The following is a 22265-nucleotide window of genomic DNA, read 5'->3' on the forward strand; positions in this document are numbered from 1 at the left end:
GGACGTCAAACCGCGTTTTCCGCGATCACGCGCTGGTACCAGCGGGCGCTGCGCTTGAGTATGCGCTGTTGGGTGGTGTAGTCGACGTAGACCAGCCCCCAGCGCTCCTCGTATCCCTGGTCCCACTCGAAGTTGTCGAGCAGCGACCAGACATGGTAGCTCTCCAGCGGCACGCCGTCGGCGATTGCTCGGTGCGCGGCGGCGAAGTGGTCGCGCAGGAACGCGACCCGCTCGACGTCGTCGATGTCGTTTTCGGGGCCGAGGACGTCTGGGCAGGGCAGGCCGTTTTCGGTGACGGTGAGCGAGACCGGGCCGTAGTCGCGGTGTACCCGGGTGAGGATGTCGTACATGCCCTCGGGGTAGATCTGCTGCCAGAACGCCTTGGTGGTGGCGTGCCGCTGCTCGGTGCTGCCGTCGCCCTTGATGTAGAGCGGCGTGTAGTACTGCACGGCGAGCAGGTCGATCGGCGTGTGGATGATCTCCAGGTCACCGTCTTGGATGGACCGCGCGAAGGGGCTGTCGGGCCCCTGGTCGGCGAGCACGTCGGCGGGGTAGTGACCGCGCAGCGCGGAGTCGAGGTACAGCCGGTTCTCGTACCCGTCGAACAGCCGCGTGGCGGCGAGCGCCTCCGGGGTGTCGTCGGCGGGGTAGCACGGGTGCAGGTTGAACGCCGGGCCGATCCGGATGTTGCCGCCCATGCCGCGCAGCCGTTGCACCGCGAGGCCGTGCGCGAGCTGGAGGTGGTGCGCGACCTGGTATGCCAGGCTCTCCTCGTGCAGGCCGGGCGCGTGGTGACCCTGGATGTACCCGTTCTGGACGACGGTCTTGGGCTCGTTGATGGTCAGCCATACCGGCACGGCGTCGCCGAGGGCCGCGTAGACGGCCTCGGCGTAGTCGGCGAACCGGTACGCCGTCGCACGCGATGCCCAGCCGCCCTTGTCCTGCAGCGCCTGCGGCGTGTCCCAGTGGAAGAGCGTCGCCATGGGCTCGATGCCACGCTCGTGCAGCCCGTCGACCAGTCGGCGGTAGAAATCGAGGCCGCGCTGGTTGGGCGCGCCGGTGCCGTCCGCCTGGATGCGCGGCCAGGAGATCGAGAACCGGTAGGAGCGCAACCCGAGGTCGCGCATCAGGTCCAGGTCTTGCGGGTACCGGTGGTAGTGGTCGACGGCGATGTCACCGGTGTCGCCGTTGCGGGTCTTGCCGGGCGTGTGACTGAAGGTGTCCCACACCGACTCACCGCGGCCGTCGTCCTTCGTGGCGCCCTCGATCTGGTACGCGGACGTAGCGGCTCCCCAGCCGAATCCCTCCGGAAACGCCAAACCGAGCCGGGCGTCCGGCTCGGGGCCCGGGAAGGGCTGGTTGGGTTCTGCCGGTGAGCTGCCGTGGGTGGCCGCGGGGTCGACGGCGGCGCCGGGGCTGGCCTCGTGGGCGGCGCCGTTCGACGCGGGTGCCGGTAACACACCGGACGCGGACTGCACGGCGCGGCGGTCGTCGTGCCGCCTGGTGGGTACGGACATCTTCGGGTCTCCTCGGTGGTGTTCCCATCCCCATGGTCTGGGAGCGCTCCCAAGGCTAACCCGGATCGTGGCAGATGGAAATGGGGTGATCGGGTAGCGATGTTCCCGGTGCTCTGGTTACATCGCTCGGCCGGTTGGACCGCATGAGGGCGGGCATCTACCGGCCCTGGCGCGCGCGGCGGCGGCGCCGTGCGTCAGGGTTGGAACCTGGCCGAACTAGAGAGGTGGCAGAAGTCGGTCGGCGCTGACCGACCAGGGTGGCTGTCTGGTGGTCGGTGGCGAGAGGTGAGGCACGTCCGATTGCCGATAATGCCGACTCGGTCGACCGGTTAGGCGCAGTCGACCGATTCCCCCGATTATCAAGAGGGCTTAGCGTGGGGACGGGGAGGGCAACCCCCGTCCCCACCATCGTTACATACATGGCGTCCAAGGAATCTGCCTCCTCGGCGCGCATGTCGCGCGGGAGCCGGGCCACGCGAGTGGCTCTGGTTCCACCTCCTCTCGACCGGGGGGTGAGACGCTGGCGGCGGAGTCCGGGCTGGCCCGCCGTCAGCTCTGCGGCTGAGATGGCTGGGGACTAGACCGTCGGTGTCGGTATAGTCCCATGTCTTGCATTGACATCAATGGAAGCGCTCCCATCGACGTTGGTGAGGACTGTAGTCCGCGTCACGGGTTTGTGAAAGACCCAAAACAAGATCGAAACAACACGCCAACCCTCGTGAAACTCCACTGTGCCGCTAGATCGCAGGTCAGGGCACGTGTGTCGATGCGACGTGGGGCGGGAAAAAGCCGTCACTTGCTGCGGGAGCGCTCCCATGCAAGACTGTCGAACACCGCGCAAGGGAGCCAAAGAACTGCGCGAGCGGCGGGTCGCCGAGGGCATCCCCATCGGGAACGGCGCCCAAATGTGAACGACGTGCGTCGTTCGCCTCCCGGTCCGGGACGGGCTGACCAACGTTACCGGCGCCTTCCGCCCTACGCGCTGCTCACCACCGCGTAGAAGGTGCCCGCCGAGGCCCCACGGGCTCGGCCAGGTCCGCGAGGAGACACCCCCACATGAAGCTCACCGCAAGAAAACGCCGAGTGGCCATGGTGGCCGCTGGTGCGTTGGTCGCGGGCGGGATGGTCGGCGTACCAGTCGGCATGGCCTACGCCGCGACCTCCTGCGACGTCGTCTATACGACCAACGACTGGAGCACCGGCTTCACCGCGAACGTGCAGATCAAGAACATCGGTGACCCGCTGACGAGCTGGACCCTCGGCTTCGCGTTCCCCGGCAACCAGCGGATCACGCAGGGCTGGTCGGCCACCTGGAACCAGGCCGCCGGCAGCAACCAGGTCACCGCCAGGAACACCGCCTGGAACGGCAACCTCGCCACCGGCGCGTCGCTCACGATCGGCTTCAACGCCTCGTACTCCGGCACCAACGCCAAGCCCACGGCGTTCACCATCAACGGCGTCACGTGCAACGGGGCGGTCAACACCGCGCCGACCGTCGACATCACCAGCCCGGCCGACGGCGCCACGTTCACCGCGCCGGCCACGGTCAACCTTGCGGCCACCGCGACTGACTTGGAGGGCCCGGTCGCGCGCGTCGAGTTCTACCGCAACGGCATGCTGGTCAACACCGACAGCGCGGCGCCGTACGAGTACTCGATGACCGGCCTGCCCGCCGGCTCGTACACCGCGCAGGCCCGCGCGTACGACAGCGCTGGACTCACCGGCACCGACGAGGTCGCGTTCACGGTCACCGGCACCGGCCAGGCCAACGTCGTCACGCCGCCAACCCTGTCCATCGCCGAGGGCAGCAGTTCAGCCCTGAACGTCAAGCTCAGCGCCGCGCCCACCGGCCCGGTGACCGTCAACCTCGCCAAGACCGGCGACGCTGACATCACCCTGGGCGCCAACAGCGCGACGATCACCACCGGCAACTGGAGCACCGGCGTCAACGTCCCGGTGAACGCGGCGCAGGACGCCGACGCCACCAACGACACGGCGACGATCACCGCCAGCGCCACCAACTACACGTCGTCGGTCACCCAGGTGACGGTCCAGGACGACGAGAACACCCAGCAGCCCGGACGGTACGCCGACGAGTTCATGGAGCTGTACAACAAGCTCAAGGCGCCGGCCAACGGGTACTTCAGCCCCGAGGGCATCCCGTACCACTCGGTCGAGACGCTGCTCGTAGAGGCGCCCGACCACGGTCACGAGACCACCTCCGAGGCGTTCAGCTACTGGCTTTCCCTGGAAGCGATGTACGGCCGTGCCACGCAGAACTGGACGCCGTTCAACAACGCCTGGGGGATCATGGAGCGCTACATCATCCCGTCCGAGACGCAGGGTGGCTACAACCCGAACGACCCGGCCGACTACGCGCCCGAGGCCAACCGGCCCGACCTGTACCCGCAGCAGGGCGGCAAGCTCGACTCGACGGTGTCGGTGGGCCAGGACCCGCTGTACAACGAGCTGACCCAGACCTACGGCAACAACCGGGTCTACGGCATGCACTGGCTGCTCGATGTGGACAACGTGTACGGCTTCGGCAAGTGCGGCGACCGCACCACCCGCCCGGCGTACATCAACACCTACCAGCGCGGCCCGCAGGAGTCGGTCTTCGAGACCGTGCCGCACCCCTCCTGCGAGACGTTCAACTTCGGTCGCCAGGGCAACGGCGGGTTCCTGCCGATCTTCCTCGGTGACTCGTCGTACACCCAGCAGTGGCGCTACACCAACGCCCCCGACGCCGACGCGCGCGCCGTCCAGGCCGCGTACTGGGCACTGAAGTGGGCCAAGGAGCAGGGCCAGCAGTCGGCCATCCTGCCGACCATCCAGAAGGCCGCCCAGATGGGTGACTACCTGCGGTACTCGATGTACGACAAGTACTACAAGAACCCCGGCTGCGCCTCGCCGACCTGTGCCGCGGGCACCGGCAAGAGCAGCTCCAACTACCTTCTCTCCTGGTACTACGCCTGGGGCGGCCCGCAGGGCAGCAACACCTGGGCGTGGCGGATCGGCTCCAGCCACAACCACGGCGGCTACCAGAACCCGTTCGCGGCGTGGGCGCTGTCGACCACCCCGGAGCTGATCCCGCGGTCCGCGTCGGCGCAGACCGACTGGGCGACCAGCCTCAACCGGCAGATCCAGTTCTACACCTGGCTCCAGTCGGCTGACGGCGCGATCGCCGGTGGCGCGACCAACAGCTGGAACGGCGACTACAGCGCCCGCCCGGCCGGCCGCCCGACCTTCTACGGCATGGTGTACGACGACAAGCCGGTCTACCACGACCCGCCGTCGAACCAGTGGTTCGGCTTCCAGGCGTGGAGCATGGAGCGGGTCGCCGAGTACTACCACGAGACCGGCAACGCGCAGGCCAAGGCGCTGCTCGACAAGTGGGTCGCGTGGGCCATCGCCAACACCACGGTCAGCGGGGCCAACTACCAGATCCCGTCGACGCTGAGCTGGACCGGCCAGCCCGGCGGCAACTGGACCAGCAGCACCACGTCGGTCAACAACGCCGGCCTGCGGGTCTCGATCGTCGACCACACGCAGGACGTCGGTGTCGCCGGCGCGTACGCCCGGACGCTCACCTACTACGGGGCGAAGTCCGGCAACACCCAGGCCCAGGCCACCGCAAAGGCGCTCCTCGACGCCGTCCTGCTCCACAAGGACGACAAGGGCGTGTCGGTGCCGGAGACCAAGGCCGACTACAACCGCTTCGACGACACCTACAACGCCAGCACCGGCCAGGGCCTGTACATCCCGCCGGGCTACACGGGTGTCATGCCGAACGGTGACCAGATCAACTCCAACAGCACCTTCCTCAGCATCCGCTCGTTCCTGCGCAACGACCCGGACTGGCCGAAGGTGGAGGCGTACCTGAACGGCGGCGCCGTACCCACGTTCAACTACCACCGGTTCTGGGCGCAGGTGGACGTCGCCATGGCACTGCACGACTACGACCGGCTGATCGGGGACTGACTCCGGTAGCCGCCCCGGGATGAGGGGTCTCTCCTTCCCCCTCATCCCGGAGCCCTTAATAGACAGTCCGATTCCCACGGTCGGGCTGGCTAGCGGCCTGATTCCCACGGTCAGGCCAACCAGTGGTGGGTCGGCCGGAGTGGCCAACGCAGCGTTTCGGCCGGCCCACCACCCACAAGCCTCCGGGCGGGTGCACCACGGTGCCCCCGCCCGGCTCCATGCGTGGGGTCAGCGGCGGTAGCAGCGCCAGGCGAAGGGGTCGCGGCGGTTCGAGGTCTCGGCGAACGCCCTGCGGCCGTACGTGTTGCGGCAGGCGGCGCTCATGTCGGCGACCTCCGGCGACCGGTTCCAGCGCACGCACCACCAGTTACCGTCGCCGTTCTCGCCCGGCTTCGCCCACGCCTCGCCGCGCTGGCAGTAGCCGCCGACGAGTTGCCACAACCCGTCGGCGGCCTCCGGGCCGAGCAAGGTGCGTGCGGCGGCGATCGAGGGGGACGGGCGCGCGGCCGCCGTCGTCGGCGCGGTGGTGGTGCGCTTGCGGGGAGCCTGGGTGGTCCGGCTCGGCGAGGGCTTCGCGGTGGCCGCGGACGGCGACGGCCTGGGCGTGGTCGGGTCGGCCGTCGCGGTGGGCGCGCTGCTCGCGACCGCCACCGGCTCGGCGGAGTTCCAGGTGAGTCCGGTACCCGACACGAACGGCAGCGAGCACAGAAGTACCACGACGCCGAGTCCGACCGCGGCGGCCAGCCAGGCGTACTCGCGCACCATCCGTGGGAACCGCACTCGGGTCACCGGACGATCGGACGGTGCGGTGACGTCGTCGGGCACGGGCGCGGGCCTCCTCGTAAGGCGATCAAGCGGACCGGCCGTCACTCTAGTCACTGCTGTGCCACTCCGGGCCGCCCGACCGGCCGGAACGACAGAGACTCACGGCGCTCTCCCGCGAATGTGAATTTGGGGGTACCGTGATGAGTGGAGAGGCCGCTTCCCCCGTGGCGGCCTCTCCCGCTATCTGCGCACAGGGCTAGGCTGGACGGCGTTTGTGCCGCCGCCTGACCGGGGAGATCTCCTGTCCGAGTCACCCACCGCCGCCCGGCTGCCCTCGCTGACCGGGTTGCGGTTCGCCGCCGCGCTGGGCGTGTTCGGCCTGCACGCGTACTCGTTCGTGCCGCTGGTCGACCCGGCCGGCCGCTGGACCGCGAGGCTGCTCTTCGACGCCGGTGACCTGGGTGTCTCGTTCTTCTTCGTGCTGTCTGGCTTCGTGCTGACCTGGTCGGTGGGGCGGCGCGGTCCGTTGCGGTTCTGGCAGGGCCGGGTCGCGCGGGTCTATCCGGCGCACCTGGTTGCGATGGCGCTCGCCGTCGGCTCGCTGGTGGTGACCGACCGGATACCGCCGGTGTTCTGGGAGCCCTTGTTCGCCGGTGCCGCGCTGGTCAACGCCTGGTACACCAAGGACTTCTACTATCTGGGCATCAACCCGGTGGCCTGGTCGCTGTCGTGCGAGATGTTCTTCTACCTGTGCTTCCCGCTGCTGTACGCGGGACTGCGCCGGCTGCGCCCCGCCGCCCTGTATCCGATCGGCGTCGCGGTCATGGCCGCGGTGTGGCTGATGCCCGTGCTGGCGACGGTCGCCGTGTCGCCGGACCGCGAGCGCTGGTTCGTGTACATCTTTCCGGTGACGCGGATGTGCGAGTTCGTCATCGGCATCGTGCTGGCCCGCCTGGTCATGGCTGGCGCGTGGCGCGGCCCGGGGCTGCGCCTGGCGATGGTGCTCTACGCCGCCAACTATCTCGCGGTCGGTCTGTTGCCGGCGCAGACCCGTGACACAGCTGCCACGATCGTCGGGACGGCGCTGCTGATCCCGGCCGCGGCGCTGGCCGACCTGCGCGGCGCGCGCTCGTTCTGGCGGCACCGGGTCGCGGTGCACCTGGGCGAGGTCTCGTACGCGTTCTTCCTGGTGCACCTGACCGTCATCGTGACCGTCGTGGAGCTCTTCGAACTGCGTGGGCCGTGGCGGGCGTGGCCGGCGGTCGGGCTGACCGCCGGCCTGCTGCTCACGTCCTATGTGCTCGCGTGGCTACTGCACCGCTTCGTCGAGGTGCCCGGCATGCGGCTGCTCAGCCCGCGCCGCCGCGCGCCAGTGGCAGCGTCACCCGGCTGACGCCGAGCGCCACATCGACCTCGGTGCCCGCCCGGTAGCGCAGTGTGTAGTCGCGGTCGGTCGAGATCAGCACGATGCCGATCCGGTGCCCGGCGGGGAACACGTGGTCCTGTGGCTGCATGCCCCACTCGAATGTGTACTGCTTGCCCGGCGTGATCGGCTCGCTGCGCCAGATCGACGTGCGGTTGCGCACGTCGAGCCAGCCGCGGCTGACGATCTCGTACGGCGTCACGCCGGTGTCGTGCACGTACCGCTCGAAGCAGCCCGGGTCTCCGGGTATGCCCGGCCCGAGGCAGTCGACGTCGCCGGTCGGGCGGCCGCCGAACACGCGCTCGCCCTCGCCGTAGTCGACGAGCAGGGCGGTCAGGTACGGCGAGCGCCCGTCGAGCCCGGCACGCACGCTGAGCTCGGGGGTGCCGGACAGGTGCACCGGCGCCGCCAGCGGCTCGGTCAGGAACGCCAGCCGATTGGCGCCGGACGGGTCTTCGACCAGCTCCTCGGCGGTGCGGCTGGGCGCGTCGACGAACGTGGCGGTCTGCCCGACGCCGGCCGGCTTGCGGGTCAGCGCGTCCGGCCCCAGGAAGTACGACGCCGGCTTGCTGCCGGGCACCGGCCAGTTGCGGTACGCCTGCCACTGGTTCGGCGTCAGTTCGACGTCGGCCATCGGCTCGGACATGACGCCGTTCTGGACGCGGTGCAACCAGTAGTCGAACCACTTGTGCAGGGTTTCGACCCACTCCGCGCGCCGGAAGTAGAACGGGGTGGTGTGCCCGCCCTGGTGCAGCCAGATCTTGCGCGGCACGCCGTTCGCCGCCAGGGCGTCCCACCACTGCCCGAAGTGCTGCGTCTTGACGTTCCAGTCGGTGAGGCCGTGCACGAGCAGCACGCTCGCCTTCACTTTGTGCGCGTCGGGCACGTAGTTGCGCTCGTGCCAGAACCGGCTGTAGTCGCCGGTCACCCGATCCTGCTCGCGCTCCAGGTCGGCCATGACGCCGGCGCACACCTCCGGGTTCTGCCGGGTCAGCACCGCCTTGGCGAGGATGTCGGTGTCTTCACCCTGGTAGCCACCCGGGGCCACCACGCCACCGTTGGCGCGGTAGTAGTCGTACCAGGAGGAGATGGCCGCGATGGGCACGATGGTCTCCAAGCCGTGGACGCCGGTGGAAGCGACCGCGTTGGGCAGCGTGCCGTTGTACGACGCGCCGGTCATGCCGACGCGGCCGCTGGACCATCGGGCGGCCGCCGGCCGCCCGTCTTCGTCGAAGCCGCGCGCCCGGCCGGTCAGCCAGTCGACGACGGCCTTCATGCCAAGGGTCTCGTTCCGCCCGCCGGAGGTGGGGCAGCCGTCGGAGCCGCCGCTGCCCACGCTGTCCGCGACGACCACCGCGTACCCGCGGGGCACGAAGTAGTTGTCGAGGAACCCGTAGAAGAGGATGTCTTCCTCGGACCGTGCGCTCGAACGCCGCGCGGACGCGCCCGGGTCGTCGCGGTCGATGTCGTCGTGGTTGGGCACGTTGTTGATGCCCGCCCAGTACGGGCTCGGCTCGAAGATCGTGGGCACCTTCAGGCGCCCCTCGGTCTCCTTCGGCCGGATGATCCGCGCCTCGACCCGGTCACGCCGCCCGTCGAAGTCGCTGTCGACCGTGGTCTCGATGAACACCCGTTCGCGGATCGCCTGCGTGTAGTCGAAGACCGGCTGCGTGACGCCTCCGCTGATCACCACGCCCGCCGCCTGTGCCGGTGCGGCCGGCGCCGTCACGACGAGTGCCGCGCCGACCAGGGCGGCGCTCAATAACCCAGGGCTGGAGAATAGCCGTCGCACAACGAAACCTCCCCATCCGTCGATGTGTCCCGAGGCTATCGGGATGGAGGCTGAGGGTGCGACCTCACGAGGACGTCAGGGCAGGGCGGGCACCTGGCGGGCGCCGCTGATCACCTTGTCGATGAACCCGTAGCGCACGCCCTCTTCGGCGGTGAACCAGCGGTCGCGGTCGGCGTCGGTGACGATCTGCTCGTACGTCTGGCCCGTGTGCTGGGCGATCATCTCCAGCAGCATCCGCTTGGTGTACACCATCTGCTCGGCCTGGATGGCGATGTCGGCTGCCGTGCCGCCCATGCCGCCCGAGGGCTGGTGCATGATGATCCGCGCGTGCGGCAGCGCGTAGCGCTTGCCGGGCGTGCCGGCGCAGAGCAGGAACTGGCCCATCGAGCCCGCCATGCCCATGGCCACAGTGGACACGTCGTTGCCGATGAACTGCATCGTGTCGTAGATGGCCATGCCCGCGTACACGGAGCCGCCCGGCGAGTTGATCCAGAGGCTGATGTCGCGCTGGGCGTCTTCGGCGGCGAGCAGCAGGAGCTGGGCGCAGATCCGGTTGGCCACGTCGTCGGTGACCTCGCTGCCGAGGAAGACGATGCGCTCCTTGAGCAGCCGGTTGTAGACCGAGTCGTCGAGGGATGCGGCCGCTCCGGCGCCGCCGCGGGCGTGGGTTGTCATGCGTGTGACGCTAGCCGCGCGCAGGCCGCCAGGTCTCGCACGTTCGCTGTCAGCGCACGCCGAGCCGTTCGCTGTCAGCGGATTCACGGGGCGGGCGTCAGTCGGTCAGGCGGTGGTTGGCCTCCGCCGCGCCCTCCTCGTCGCCTGCTTCCTCGCAGACATCGGCGGCCTCCTGCCAGCGTTCGCGGGCGCGGGTCGGGTGGTCCACGGCCAGTTCCGCGTCGCCGAGGTGCAGCAGCGTACGGCCGAGCGCGGCGTCGGGGCGGCGGTCGGCCCGCAACCGCAGGGCCTCGGTGAGCAGCTCGCGGGCCGGCTCGCCGCGCGGCGGGTCGGTGTTGACCAGCGCGGCACCGGCGTTCAGCAGGGCCGCCGCCCGACCGCCCGGGTCGTCGATCAGTTCGTACACCTCCAGCGCCGCCGCCCACGCGTGCGCGGCGTCCAGGTGCTCGCCGAGCCGCCACTGGGCGAGCACCAGGTTGGTCAGCGCGGCCGCGTAGCCGCGCCGGTCGCCGGCCGCCTCGAAGGCGTTCGCTGCCTGCACGAGGTGGTGGCGGGCCTTGGTCGGTTCGCCGCGGGCCAGGTATGCGGCACCGAGCCCGAGGTGGGTCAGCGCCTGGCCGGCGCGGTCGCCGGGGGCGCGGTGCTCGCGGGCGCGGTGCAGGTGCTCGATCGCCGCGTCGACCTCGCCCTGGTCGAGCAGGGCCAGGCCCAGGTTCGTGCGGGCCTGCGCCTGCCCGCGCCGGCCGCGTTCGGTGACCGCCAGCGTCAGCACCGCCGCCGCGCCGTGCGGGTCGCCGCGGCGGCGCCGGATCACGCCGAGCTCGTTGTGTGCCCAGCCGGCCACCAGGCTCCGGTCGCCGCCGATCCTGTCGCCACCCAGCCTGGTGCCGAGCGCCGCATGGCAGACCTGCTCCCATTCGTCGGTGCGGTCCTGTTCCGCGTACCAGGCGCACAGCGCTACCGCGAGCCGGAACCACCACCGGCGCACCCGCCGCGGCAACGGCTCGACGACCGTCGCCGGACCGTCCGGCGAGGACGTGACCAGTGCGCGTAGCAAATCGTGGTGCAGGACGAGCCAGTCCGGGTCCTGCCGTTCGGCCTGGCGGGCCAGGTGCCGCATCAGCCGCGCGTACGCCCAGAGCCGGCGCCGCGCGGGCTCGTCGTGGCGCAGGTGCAGCCGGGCGTACCCGGACAGCAGCGGCCGTACCTCGTACCGGCCGCCCTCGGCCGCGCTGACGAAGCCGCCGTTGGCCAGTTCATCCAGCGCCTGCTCGGGGTGGCGGCGCAGCGCGGCGATCGCGGGCCGGTCGAGCGGCCCGGGCGCCAGCGACAGCAGCCGGAACAGGCGGCGGGCCGGTCCGCTGAGTGCCCGGTACGCGATGTCGCGTTCGGCGAGCAGCGGCAGCGCCTCGGCGTGCGGCACCTTCTGGTGCACCGGGGCGGCCACCACGTGCCGCAGCGCCGTCAGTACCTCCTCCGCGCGCCAGCCGCGGTGCCCGATCTGCTGCCCGAGGGCGCGGATCGCGTGCGGCTGCCGGCCGCACAGCTCCACAAGATCCTTTGTGGACGGCTCGGTTGGGGCGGTGCGCCGCCCGGCGGCGGTGCGGGCGTCGGCGAGCAGTTTGAGCGCGTCGGTGCGATCGGGCTCGCCCAGCCACCGCACCGCGACACCATCGACAGTGGACAGGCTGGGTGCGCCGGCCATCAGCAGCCGGGCCTGCGGCGCGGGCGGCAGCAGGTGGCGCACCTGCAGGGGGTCGGCGACGTTGTCCAGTACCAGAAGAACCTTGCGCTCGCCGAGCCGTGCCCGCAGCTCGGCACCGGTCGCGGCGAGGTCGGCCGCGCGCGGCGAGCGCGGCGGGCGGGCGCCGAGCTTGCGCGCGACCGCCGAAAGCACCTGCCTCGGGCGCATCGGCCGGCCGTACGCGCGCAGGTCCAGGTACATCTGCCCGTCGGGGAAGCGGTCCCGCACCATGTTGGCAGCCTGTACCGCACACGCCGAAGTGCCGACGCCGCGCCGCCCGACGAGCGCGACCGCGTGTTCGGTCTCCAGCGCCTCGCGCACCCAGTCGACGTCGGCGTCCCGCCCCGCGAACCCGTACGTGTACGGCAGGTCGGTGGGCACGCCGGCGCGTTGGCGCGGCACCGGGGGCGGCGGCTCCTCCCACTCGGCGGCCCGGCGCTTGCGGAACTCCAGCGCCAGCAGCACGATCCCGGCGACCGCCGCGAGCCCGCCGGCCACCAACCAGGTCACCGGGCCGAGGTTGCTGCCGACCGCGTCGGCGATGAGGTCGGTGGCGACACCGCCGCTGAGCGAGCCGATGACGACGGCGGCGGCGCTGACGCGCTGCCAGCGTGGCGCCGGCTCCCGTGTCACCGCAGCGCTCCCGAGACGAGCCCGCCGACGACTTGCCTGCGGAAGGCGATGACCAGCAACAGCGGCAGTACCGAGGCGACCACCGACCCGGCCGCGACCAGCCCACTGTTGGACACGAACTGCCGGGTCTGCCCGTACAGCGCCAACCCCAGTGGCACCGCGTCCGGCCCTCCGAAGTGGAGACCGACCACGAAGTCGTTCCACACCTGTACGAACTCCAGCACGCACACCGCCACGACCGCCGGCACCGTTGCCGGCGCGAGCCTGGCGAGCACGCTCCACTCTCGACGGCCGGCGAGGCGTGCCCGCCGCACCCGGGCCAGCGGCACGTCGGCGAGCGCGTTGCGCAGCACCAGCACCGCGAACGGCACGCCGAGCGCCACGTGCACCAGCGCGAGCCCCACGAACGTGCCCGCCAGCCCCGCCCGGTCGAGCACCTCGGTGACCGGGCCGGCGAGGACCTGTACCGGCACCACCGCCGCGCCGAGCAGCACCACCCCGGCGGCCTGCGCGCCGGGCGGGGACACCCACGCCAGCGCGTACGCGGCCAGCAACGCCACGACGAGCACGGTGACCGTGACGACGGCGGCGAGCGCGGCGGTCAGCGCCAGCGAGCGGGTCAACCCGCCGCCCTCGAAAAGCTCGCGGTACGAGGCCAGGCCGATCGGTCCGGTCCACCAGCCCCGGGTGGCCGCGTCCCGCGGCGCGTGCAGCGACGTCGCCACGAGCACGACGAACGGGATCGCCCACCAGACTGCGGCCGCGGGCGGCAGAAGCCGCCGCACCAGCCGCGGTGCCCGCCACTCCGAACCGGTTTCACGCACGGGAGCACCAGGTGCGGGCGGGGGCCACGCCTGGCGGGTCCACAGTGCGGCCGCCAGCATTCCCAATAGGACGACCGCGAGCCACAGCACGCCCAGCGCCGCCGACGGCCCGGTCACCGTGCCGCTGGACGTCTGCCAGACCCGCACCGGCGCCACCATCGCCTCGTCGATGACCGATCCGGGCGCCATCACCAGTATCAGGTCGAACGTGCGCGAGGTCGCCAGCGCCACCAGCGCGAACACGATCGCGACCGTGCGCCGCAGCAGGGGCCGCCAGCGCGCGTCGCGGAAGACGTCGAGCCGGGTGCCGCCGTACGCGCGGACCGCGTCGGCCAGCGCCAGCGGTAGCGCGTCGAACGCCGCCCGGAACACCAGCACCGCCAGCCCGACCCACGCCCACACGAACGCGGACATGAGCGCGATCGTGATCAGCTCCGGCCCGAGCCACAGCGCACCGGTCAGCCAGGTGGCCGTGCCCCGCTCCGGATCCGGGTCGTACAGCAGCCGGAACGTCACACCCGTCACCACCAGCGGCAGCGCGATCGGCGCGACCAGGATCAGCGTCACGATCCGCCCGCCGGACGAGCGCCGCGACGCAGCCGCCAGCACGAAACCCAGCGCCGTCACCACGGTCGGCACCACCATCGCCCACAGCAGCGTCCGGCCGAGCACACTCCAACCGTCGTCGGCCAGCGCGGTGCGGAAGTGCTCCAGGCCCACGAAGTCGCCCTCCGCGGTCACGCTCGCGTGCCCGGTGCGCAGCACCGGCCAGAGCACCAGGCCGCCGAGCAGCAGCGCCGCCGGCAGCAGCAGCGCCGTCGTGGTCCCGATGGTCGGGTACGCCCGGCCGCGTCGCGCCGGACCGACGTCGTCGATGACGACGGTCTCGCCCAGCAGCACACCGCGTTCGGGGCTCATGCCGTCGCCTTCTTCGCGGTCGTGTTGAGCTGCTCGACGGTGTCGTCGACGGCGCGCCGCAGGTCGGCCGACGGCGTGGTGACCGCCGCGAAGAAGTCCTGCAGGATCTTCCACACGCCCTGCCCGTCGAACCCGGTGAAGCTGCCCGGCAACTGGTCGGACAGGTCGAAGCGCAGCCTGTCGACCGGTTCCCGGATCTCGGCCGCCAGCTCGCGGGGCTGCCCGGCGGGATAGAGGCCGAGCGGCACCAGCCGGTTGGGCGACAGGTACCCGCCGCTGGCGATCCACGGCCGGAACGCGTCGGACCCGGCCAGCCACCGCACCAGGTCTCGACCACCGGCCGAGTCACGCAGCACCACCGCGGCGTCGCCGCCCACGACCAGCGGCTGCCGCCCGGCGAACGCCGGAAACCGGAACGTGCGCGGCGCCTCGTCCTGGAACTGCCGCGCGACCCCGGCCACGAAGTCGCCCTCGAAGACGGTGCACGCGCTGCGGCTGGCCACGACCTGGATGACCGACTCCTCGTTCTGGGTCAGCAGCGCGCGCCGGCCGCCGCCCGGGAAGGCGCCCGGGACGCTCCACATGCGAGCGAGGGCGGCGAGGGCGGTGCGCACCTGCCAGGCGTCCCACAGCGGCTCGCCGGCGGCCAGGTTTCGGTACAGCTGCTCGTCGTCGAAGCCGGCGAGCAGGTTCTCCAGCCAGTCGGTGAGCACCCAGCCGTCGGCGGCACCTATGGCCAGCGGCGCCGGACCGCCACCGGCGGCCCGCGACTCGACCATGGCGAGCAGGTCCGGCCAGCTGCCTGGCGGCTCGGTCAGCACGGAGGGCAGGTACCAGAACAGCGACTTGTGCGCGGCCTTCACCCAGGCGCCGTAGAGCACACCGTCCACTGTGATCAAATCGGTCCACGCGGGCGCGTACCGCTCGCCCAGCGCGGCGTCGAGCGGCTCCAGCCAGCCGTCCCGGGCGTACCCGGCGACGAGCCCCGGCCGGGGAAGGATGGCGACGTCGGGGCGGGCCCCGGCCCGGTCGCGCGCCCGCAGCAGGGCGTCGATGTTGTCGCCGGCGCTGATGACGCGCACCGGTTCCGGGTACCCCCGCACGACCTCGCGGAACCGCGCCAGCTCGCCGCCGCTCCACACCACGGCGACCTCCAGCGCGCGGCCGCCGCGACCACACGCGGCGGTCGTGGCCGTCGTGGCGGTCGCGGCACTGGCCGCCGCCGCGCGCAGCAGCGTCCGGCGCCCGACGAGGCGATCTCTCACGCCACCACCGTTACCGTCCGGTCGGCGCCGGCGGGCACGTCGTCGTCGGCGGTGCAGACCAGCACCGCCATCGCGGGCGCGGTCGGCAGGCTGGCCCGGGCGAGCAGGTCGCGCAGCCCCACCGCGGTCTCGACGCCCGGCGGCAGGTCGACGACCAGCACCTCGGGCAGGCACACCGCCGCACGGGCGACCGCCGCGCGCAGCCGCTGCCCGTCCGAGAGCTGATGGGGGCGCAGGTTGAGGGTGGGCACCAGCTCGAGGCGGGACGTCAGGGTGGCGGCCCAGTTGCGGGACAGTTCGCGCACGGTCTCCCGCCGCCGCAGCCCGTACTCCACATTGGCCCGTACCGTCAGGTGTGGCAGCAGGCCGCCGCCCGCGGGCACGTACCCGATCTGTCGCCCGGCGGGTGGCTGGCCGGTGACGTCGCGGTCGCCGACGACCAACCGGCCCGAGACAGGTGCGGCGAGACCGGCGACGGTGCGGGCGACGGCGGTGGCGACCTCGGGTGCGGCCGGCACGGCAGCCAGCTCACCAGCGGAAACCCGCCCCGAAAGCTTTACGCGCGCGCTGCTTCCTGGCACGCCGACGACGACCTCGTGCAGAGCCAGCAGACCGACCACCTCCCCCCAGAGACGGCCAGACGGTAACCGGACCGCAATCGATCCGCAACCCTCCGCGCTAAGGCGTGTCCCAGGGCGGTATCAAAGTGGGGGCGCCGCGGCCTGGTCACCCACTTGACGCGGCCCTAGTCGGCTGTGGACATTGCGGGCTCGGGATCGGTGACGGGGTGGCGGATGCCGGGATGGTCCTCGGGAAGGGTCCGGCGCAGCACCCACCAGCTCACGGCGAGGCAGGCGGCCACCAGCGGCCAGGTGAGCGCCGCACGGGCCACGCCGAGCGCCACCACCTGGTCGGCGGCGTACAGCGGCAGGAACACCGCCAACCGCACCGCGTACTGCAGCACCCAGACCCAGCTCGCCCGGCTGTACGCGCGCACGAGCGCCGCGTCGCGACGCCACCGGGTGCGCTGGCCGAGCACGGTGCCGACGACCACGCCCAGCAGCGGCCAGCGCAGCACGATGCTGACCGTCCAGACGAGCGCGCTGGCCGCGTTGGACACGAGTTGGACGAGGAAGAAGTCGGCGGCCCGGCCGGTGCGTACCGCGATCATGGCGGCGAGGCACACCGCGAGCAGCCCGACGAGCACCGCGCGGGGGCGGTCGCCGCGACGGAGCCGCCAGCCGGCGACGGCCAGGCCCACGACGAGCGCGGCGATCACGCCGCCCCACACCGACGGGCCGGTGACGAGCCACCCGGCCACGAACGCGACCGGCGGCAGCGTGGCGTCCACCGCGCCCCGCCGGCCGCCGAGCAGGTCCGCGAGCGACTCGTCCTTCATAGTTAGGTCAGGCTAACTTAGCGCTGCCGCTCCGTCACGCCCGCCCCGCGGCTCGCGCGAGCGGAGCGAGCACCAACGCGGCCGTGCCATGGCAGGATCGCCACATGCGTTTGGCCGGACGGGTCGCGGTGGTCACGGGTGGGGCGGGCGGCATCGGCGCGGCGCTGGCCCGCCGGTTCGTCGCCGAGGGCGCCGAGGGCGTCGTGGTCGCCGATCTCGACGGCGCCGCGGCCGACGCCGTGGCCGGGCCGCTCGGCGAGCGCGCCATCGCCGTCGAGGTCGACGTCGCGGACGAGGACCGGGTACAGGCGCTCGTGGCGACCGCGGAGGCGCGGTACGGCCGGATCGACCTGTTCTGCGCCAACGCCGGCATCACGGTGGGCACCGGCATCGAGGCGTCCGGCGCCGAGTGGGCGCGGGCGTGGGCGGTCAACGTGCTCTCCCACGTGTACGCGGCCCGCGCCGTGCTGCCCGCGATGCTGGCCCGCGGCGAGGGGTACCTGCTGCACACCTGCTCCGCGGCCGGCCTGCTCACCGCGGTCGGCGACGCGCCGTACACGGTCACCAAGCACGCGGCGCTCGGCCTGGCCGAGTGGCTCGCGATCACGTACGGCGACCGCGGCATCCGGGTCAGCGCCCTTTGTCCGCAGGGCGTGCGCACGCCGATGCTCGACGACGGGCTCGCCGCCGGGCACGTGGGCGCCCTGGTGACGGCCGCGTCCGGCGCCGTGCTGAGCCCCGACGAGGTGGCCGAAGCGGTGATCGACGGCCTGGCGGCCGAACGCTTCCTGATCCTCCCGCACCCCGAGGTAGCCGCCTACACCCGTAGAAAGGCGGCAGACCCGGACGCCTGGCTAGCGGCGATGCGCGGCCTGGCGGCGCGAGCAGAGGGCGGCTAGCGGCGGCGGTGCCAGCGCAGCGGGCCCGGGTGCAGCGACCACAGCACCCGGCGCCACCACGAGCGCCGCGCCCGCAGCTCACTCGCGTACGCCACCGCCTGCGCGCCGGCCCGCTCGGCCTGCGCCTCGTCGGTGGAGAACGGGGCGAACGTCGCCACGTTGACCGCCTGGGCCAGATCGACCAGGGGCGGCGCCGCTGACCGTATCCGCGTCGCGCGCCGGCCCTCGGCGGCGACTGTGGCGTGCGCGACGACCTCGGTGGCGTCCAGGTGGGCGCCCGCCGGCCGCCCGGCCAGGCGCAGCGCGTCGTTGACCTCCAGCCAGGCCCCGGCGATCCGCTCGGCCGGCGGGCCGTGCTCCAACCGGCGCCGCCGCAGCGACCGCCGCATCACGAGCACGACCAGCGCGGCACCGCCCACGAGCAGCACCATCAGCCCGGTGACGCCACCGGCGACCATCGCGCCGGTGATCCCGCCGCCGCTGCCCGCACCGGAGGCGACCGGCGTGGCGGACTCGCTCGGCGCGTCGGTGATCGGCGCCTCGGTCGGCGGCTCGGTGGGATCCTCGGTGGGCGGCTTGAAGTCTTCCTCGACCGGGCGGGGTGTGGTGTTCGGCTTCGGCATCGGGTCGAACGGCACCCAGCCCACGCCCTCGAAGAGCACCTCCGGCCAGGCGAGCGCGTCGGCACCGCGTACCGGGCCGCTGCCGGTGGCCGCCTCGAAGCCGACCACCACCCGGGTCGGCAGGCCCATCAGCCGGGCCAGCAACGCGTACGAGGCCGCGAACTGCTCGGAGGTGCCCTTCTGGCCGCCGCCGTTGCTGGGGCCGAAGAGGAAGAAGTTCAGGTTCGGGTACGCGTGGCCGCTCGGGGAGTCGGCCACCACCCGGTAGTGCGTGGCGAGGAACTCCTCGATCGCGACCGCCCGCTGGTACGGCGCCCCGTTTTCGTCGGCGATCTGGTCGGCGAGGCTCTGGATGCGCTCGGGCACCTCGTCGCCGACCGTCAGCATCCGCGCCACCGCCGCGCCGGACGGCACGTCGGCCGCCGTCAGCAGGCCGCCGTCGGGGCGCTCGCGCGTGGACGTGACGGTGTATCGCAGGCCAGCGGTGAGCCCTTCGGGGCGGATCAGCGTGCCGGTCGCCGGGTCGTAGGCCACCCGGGCCCCGTCGACGGCCGTCGGGGTGGCCGCCGCGGGCAGCAGCCGGCCGGTGAGGTCGGCGATCGTGATCTGCTGCGTGACGGTGTCGGCCTGCGAGCCGGGTGCGACGGTCGGGGTGGGCAGGATCCGGCCGGCGTTGCGGTACGTCGCGCCGACCCGCCACGTGATCCCGTCGTAGTCGCTGAGCACCGCCAGCCGGACCCGCACGTCGCCGCCGGGCTGCGAGTCGAGGTCGAACAGGCGCTGGTCGGGATTGAGCGCCCAGCCGGAGATCCGGATCAGCGGGTTCTCGTCGAGGCTGTCGACCTGCGGCGGCTCCACGTATTGCCGCGGGTCGACCGGCTTGGTGGCCACCTGGGCGGCCACGACCGGCCCGATCGCCGCCGCGAGCGCCACGATCACGGCCAGCCCGGCCGCGGCGCCGGCTGCCACCCGTACCCGGATGGCCGCCTGGACCGGCGCGGCGAGCTCGTCGGGCGCGGTGGCCGTCGTGCGACCGGTCGCGAGCGCGCCGGTCGCGGCGGCCTGTTCCCGACCAGTCGCCGCCAAGCCCAGCGCGGCGACTGAAGCGAACGCGAGCGTCGGCCAGAGCGCGGCCGCCGCGTTGGGGCCCACGACGTAGAGCGCGCCGGCGTACAGAAGCGCGGCGGGCGCGTACCCGAACAGCACCCGGCCGGCGCGGTGGGCGATCTCGGCGCCCGCCAGCCCGGCCAGCCAGGCGCCGACGACCGGCACGAGCACGGTGTCAGGCGTCGGCTCGACCGGGATCATGGCGGTGAGCAGCCGGGGGATGCCGTTGCGGGCGGCGTCGGTGAGCACGTCGGCGAGGCTGCCGGGCAGCTGCGCGCGCCGCGCCGCGACCAGGACGGCCAGCAGCGTGTACGCGGTCATGCCAACCACGGACAGCGGCGCGACCAGCCACGACGGGAGCCTGCGGGTGGCGGCGCTGATGCCGACCGAGCCGATGGCGGCGCCGGCCACGAGCTGGGGGAGCAGGGAACCGGCGTAGATGCGGCCCAGGGCGACGCCGGTCAGTGCGATGAGCACGGCCAGCGTCACGGGTACCGCGGCCGCCTTGACGAACCTCACCAGCGCTGCACCCCCTCCCAGCGCGCGGCGAACTCGACCCCGTCGGCGGCGTCGAGCACGACCACGCCGTCGCCGCCGCCCGCCGGCGAACCCTGGCCGCCGAACATCCCGACCACCACCGACGGGTACGGCCCGCGCAGCGCCCCGACGAGCCCCAGGTCGGCGCGGCCGCCAGGGCCGGTGAGGAACACCAGCGTGTCGCCGAGCCGGTCGCGGCGCAGCCGGTCGGTGGTGCCGCGCAGGTCGCCATCGCCGTGCAGTTCGGCCTCGGCGAGCCGGTCGAGGAAGTCACCGCCGCCGCTGCCGCCGCCGCTGGCCATCTGGAGCGTGACCGGTATGTCTTCGCGTACCGCCGCGGCGACGATCGACGCGGCGGCCTCGCACGCGGACTCGAACGTCTCCGCAGTGCCGCCAGAGCCGTCGATGAGCTTCGGGTGGGCATCGGCCCGGTCGTCGAGGAGCACGACGATGCGCGGCAGGCTGGTGTCGAGATCTTCGCGCACCATCAGCTCGCCGACCTTGGCGCTGGTGCGCCAGTGCACGCGGCGCAGCTCGTCGCCGACCACGTATTCGCGCAGCGAGTCGAACGTGATGGTGCCGTGCGGCACCTTGTCGACGCGGCCGTCGAGGCTGCGCGCCACCCCGGCCGGCACCGCGGTGAGCAGGTGGATGCGTGGGTGCACCCACACCTTCGCCGTGTCGCCGTGCGAGCGGGCCAGCGAGACCAGCCCCAGCGCGTCGCGGCGGGTGACCCGAAGCGGCCCGACCGGGATCACGCCGCGGCGTTCGGTCGGCACCGGGTAGCTGACCGTCGTGTCGTGGCCGGGGCGCAGCCGCAGCAGCGGCACCGGCACCGGCCGGGGTCCGCACCGGTCTTCGGCGATCAGGCTGGTGGACCCGACCCGCCCGCTGTTGCGCACGGTCAGCGTCATCTTGGCCGCCTCGCCGCGGGCCACCCGGTCAGGGTCGGCGACCCGGCTGACGTCGAGCCGGGGCCGCCACGCCGCGTGCGTGAACGCGCAGCCGCCCGCGATCGCCGCCGCGCTGCCCAGCAGCGTCAGCTCCGGGTACCCGAACCAGAAGCCGGCGACCAGCAGGGCGCCCGCGCTCGCGAGCAGGCCGATACCGCGGCCAGTGAGCCTCATCGTGCGGCCCCGGTCAGGATGGCGGGGCGGCCTGGTGGCCGGCCGGCAACGGCACCGGGACCGCCTGCACCGCGTCGCGGATCACGTCGGCGGGCGTCACTCCGCGCAGCTGGGCGTCGGAGGTGAGCATCAGCCGGTGCGCGAACACCGGCTCGACCAGCGTCTTGATGTCTTCGGGCAGCACGAAGCCGCGCCCCTCGATCAGCGCGTACGCGCACGCCGCACGGGTCAGCGCGATCACGCCGCGCGGGCTCACCCCGATGCGCGCGTGCGTGTGCTTGCGGGTCGCGGCGGCGAGCCGGACCGCGTACGCGTAGAGCGGCTCGGCGATGTGCACCCGCTGCGCCATCGCGACCATCTGGCCGATCGTGTTGGTATCGGCGACCGGTTCCAGGTTTTCGGGGGAGCGCATCGTGGCGCCGCGCAGCACCTCGATCTCGACCGCCTCGGACGGGTATCCCACCGACAGCTTGACCAGGAACCGGTCGAGCTGCGCCTCGGGCAGCCGGTAGGTGCCGTCCATCTCGACCGGGTTCTGCGTCGCCACCACCAGGAACGGGCGCGGCACCGGATGCCGGGTGCCGTCGATGGTGACGGTGCGCTCCTCCATCACCTCCAGCAGCGCGGACTGCGTCTTCGGGGAGGCGCGGTTGATCTCGTCGGCGATGACGACGTTCGCGAAGACCGGCCCGGGGTGGAACTCGAACCCCCGGGTCGCCTGGTTGAAGATCGTCACGCCGGAGACGTCGGAGGGCAGCAGGTCGGGCGTGAACTGGATGCGCCGCCACTGCCCGCGGATGGTCGCCGCCATCGCGCGGGCCAGCGTGGTCTTGCCGACGCCGGGCACGTCTTCGAGCAGGATGTGGCCCTGCGCGAACAGCGCGGTCAGCGCCAGCCGCACCACCTCCGGCTTGCCGAGCACGATCGAACCGATGTTGTCGGCGAGCCGGGCGGCGAGCTGCGCGAACCCCTGCACGTGCTGAGGGGTGAGCCCGTCGGGCGCGTGCTGGTTGACGTGATTGACGGTCGCGGTCAT

The 22265-nt window shown here is 72.5% G+C and carries 15 protein-coding genes; 3 read left to right on the forward strand and 12 right to left on the reverse strand.

Annotated elements, in window-relative coordinates; genetic code table 11:
* Positions 1–5 precede the first annotated feature (5 nt).
* Positions 6–1517 carry a GH1 family beta-glucosidase gene (locus V6V89_RS27440; RefSeq protein ID WP_334622327.1) on the reverse strand — a complete coding sequence of 504 codons (1512 nt, stop codon included), beginning with the start codon at positions 1515–1517 and terminating at the stop codon, positions 6–8.
* A gap of 1056 nt (positions 1518–2573) precedes the next feature.
* On the opposite strand from V6V89_RS27440, the gene V6V89_RS27445 reads away from it, so the two are divergent.
* A complete protein-coding gene (locus V6V89_RS27445) occupies positions 2574–5498 on the forward strand; it encodes a glycoside hydrolase family 48 protein (RefSeq protein ID WP_442935227.1) in 2925 nt (974 codons plus the stop codon).
* 228 nt (positions 5499–5726) lie between these two features.
* Here V6V89_RS27445 and V6V89_RS27450 read toward each other — a convergent pair whose 3' ends face one another.
* Complete coding sequence (locus V6V89_RS27450; RefSeq protein ID WP_334622328.1) at positions 5727–6323, reverse strand: hypothetical protein; 597 nt, start codon at positions 6321–6323, stop codon at positions 5727–5729.
* Positions 6324–6537: 214 nt separating this feature from the next.
* Here V6V89_RS27450 and V6V89_RS27455 point away from each other — a divergent pair, with 214 nt between their 5' ends.
* Positions 6538–7656 carry an acyltransferase family protein gene (locus V6V89_RS27455; protein WP_334622329.1) on the forward strand — a complete coding sequence of 373 codons (1119 nt, stop codon included), beginning with the start codon at positions 6538–6540 and terminating at the stop codon, positions 7654–7656.
* Here the strand turns inward: V6V89_RS27455 and V6V89_RS27460 are convergent.
* From V6V89_RS27460 to V6V89_RS27490, 7 genes are all read right to left on the reverse strand, one after another.
* Positions 7613–9478, reverse strand: coding sequence for a Xaa-Pro dipeptidyl-peptidase (locus V6V89_RS27460; protein ID WP_334622330.1), 1866 nt, complete (start codon positions 9476–9478; stop codon positions 7613–7615). The genes V6V89_RS27455 and V6V89_RS27460 overlap by 44 nt on opposite strands.
* A gap of 75 nt (positions 9479–9553) precedes the next feature.
* Positions 9554–10153, reverse strand: a complete 600-nt coding sequence (locus V6V89_RS27465) for an ATP-dependent Clp protease proteolytic subunit (protein ID WP_334622331.1) — start codon at positions 10151–10153, stop codon at positions 9554–9556.
* A 97-nt stretch (positions 10154–10250) separates the two neighbouring features.
* Positions 10251–12530: a tetratricopeptide repeat protein gene (locus V6V89_RS27470; protein ID WP_334622332.1), complete on the reverse strand. Its 2280-nt coding sequence runs from the start codon at positions 12528–12530 to the stop codon at positions 10251–10253.
* Complete coding sequence (locus V6V89_RS27475) at positions 12527–14272, reverse strand: ABC transporter permease (RefSeq protein WP_334622333.1); 1746 nt, start codon at positions 14270–14272, stop codon at positions 12527–12529. Before V6V89_RS27475 ends, V6V89_RS27470 begins: the two co-directional genes overlap by 4 nt.
* On the reverse strand, positions 14269–15537 hold the full coding sequence (locus tag V6V89_RS27480) for an ABC transporter substrate-binding protein (RefSeq protein WP_334622334.1): 1269 nt from the start codon (positions 15535–15537) through the stop codon (positions 14269–14271). Before V6V89_RS27480 ends, V6V89_RS27475 begins: the two co-directional genes overlap by 4 nt.
* Positions 15534–16157, reverse strand: a complete 624-nt coding sequence (locus V6V89_RS27485; protein ID WP_334622335.1) for an ATP-binding cassette domain-containing protein — start codon at positions 16155–16157, stop codon at positions 15534–15536. Before V6V89_RS27485 ends, V6V89_RS27480 begins: the two co-directional genes overlap by 4 nt.
* A 125-nt stretch (positions 16158–16282) precedes the next feature.
* Complete coding sequence (locus V6V89_RS27490) at positions 16283–16936, reverse strand: DUF3159 domain-containing protein (RefSeq protein ID WP_334622336.1); 654 nt, start codon at positions 16934–16936, stop codon at positions 16283–16285.
* Between the two features lie 104 nt (positions 16937–17040).
* Between V6V89_RS27490 and V6V89_RS27495 the strand changes: the two genes are divergently transcribed.
* Positions 17041–17835 (forward strand): SDR family oxidoreductase, encoded by a 795-nt coding sequence (locus V6V89_RS27495; protein WP_334622337.1) that lies wholly within the window; start codon positions 17041–17043, stop codon positions 17833–17835.
* On the opposite strand, the gene V6V89_RS27500 is transcribed toward V6V89_RS27495, so the two are convergent.
* Genes V6V89_RS27500 through V6V89_RS27510 form a run of 3 tightly spaced genes read right to left on the reverse strand, consistent with a single transcriptional unit; the run spans position 17832 to position 22265 of the window.
* Positions 17832–20084 (reverse strand): transglutaminaseTgpA domain-containing protein, encoded by a 2253-nt coding sequence (locus V6V89_RS27500; protein WP_334622338.1) that lies wholly within the window; start codon positions 20082–20084, stop codon positions 17832–17834. The genes V6V89_RS27495 and V6V89_RS27500 overlap by 4 nt on opposite strands.
* Entirely contained in the window at positions 20081–21229 is a 1149-nt protein-coding gene (locus V6V89_RS27505; protein WP_334622339.1) for a DUF58 domain-containing protein, read from the reverse strand. The genes V6V89_RS27500 and V6V89_RS27505 overlap by 4 nt, the downstream gene beginning before the upstream one ends.
* 13 nt (positions 21230–21242) lie before the next feature.
* Entirely contained in the window at positions 21243–22265 is a 1023-nt protein-coding gene (locus V6V89_RS27510) for an AAA family ATPase (RefSeq protein WP_334622340.1), read from the reverse strand.

Origin of the sequence: Micromonospora sp. CPCC 206061, assembly GCF_036906915.1 — a bacterium.
GTDB lineage: Bacteria > Actinomycetota > Actinomycetes > Mycobacteriales > Micromonosporaceae > Phytohabitans.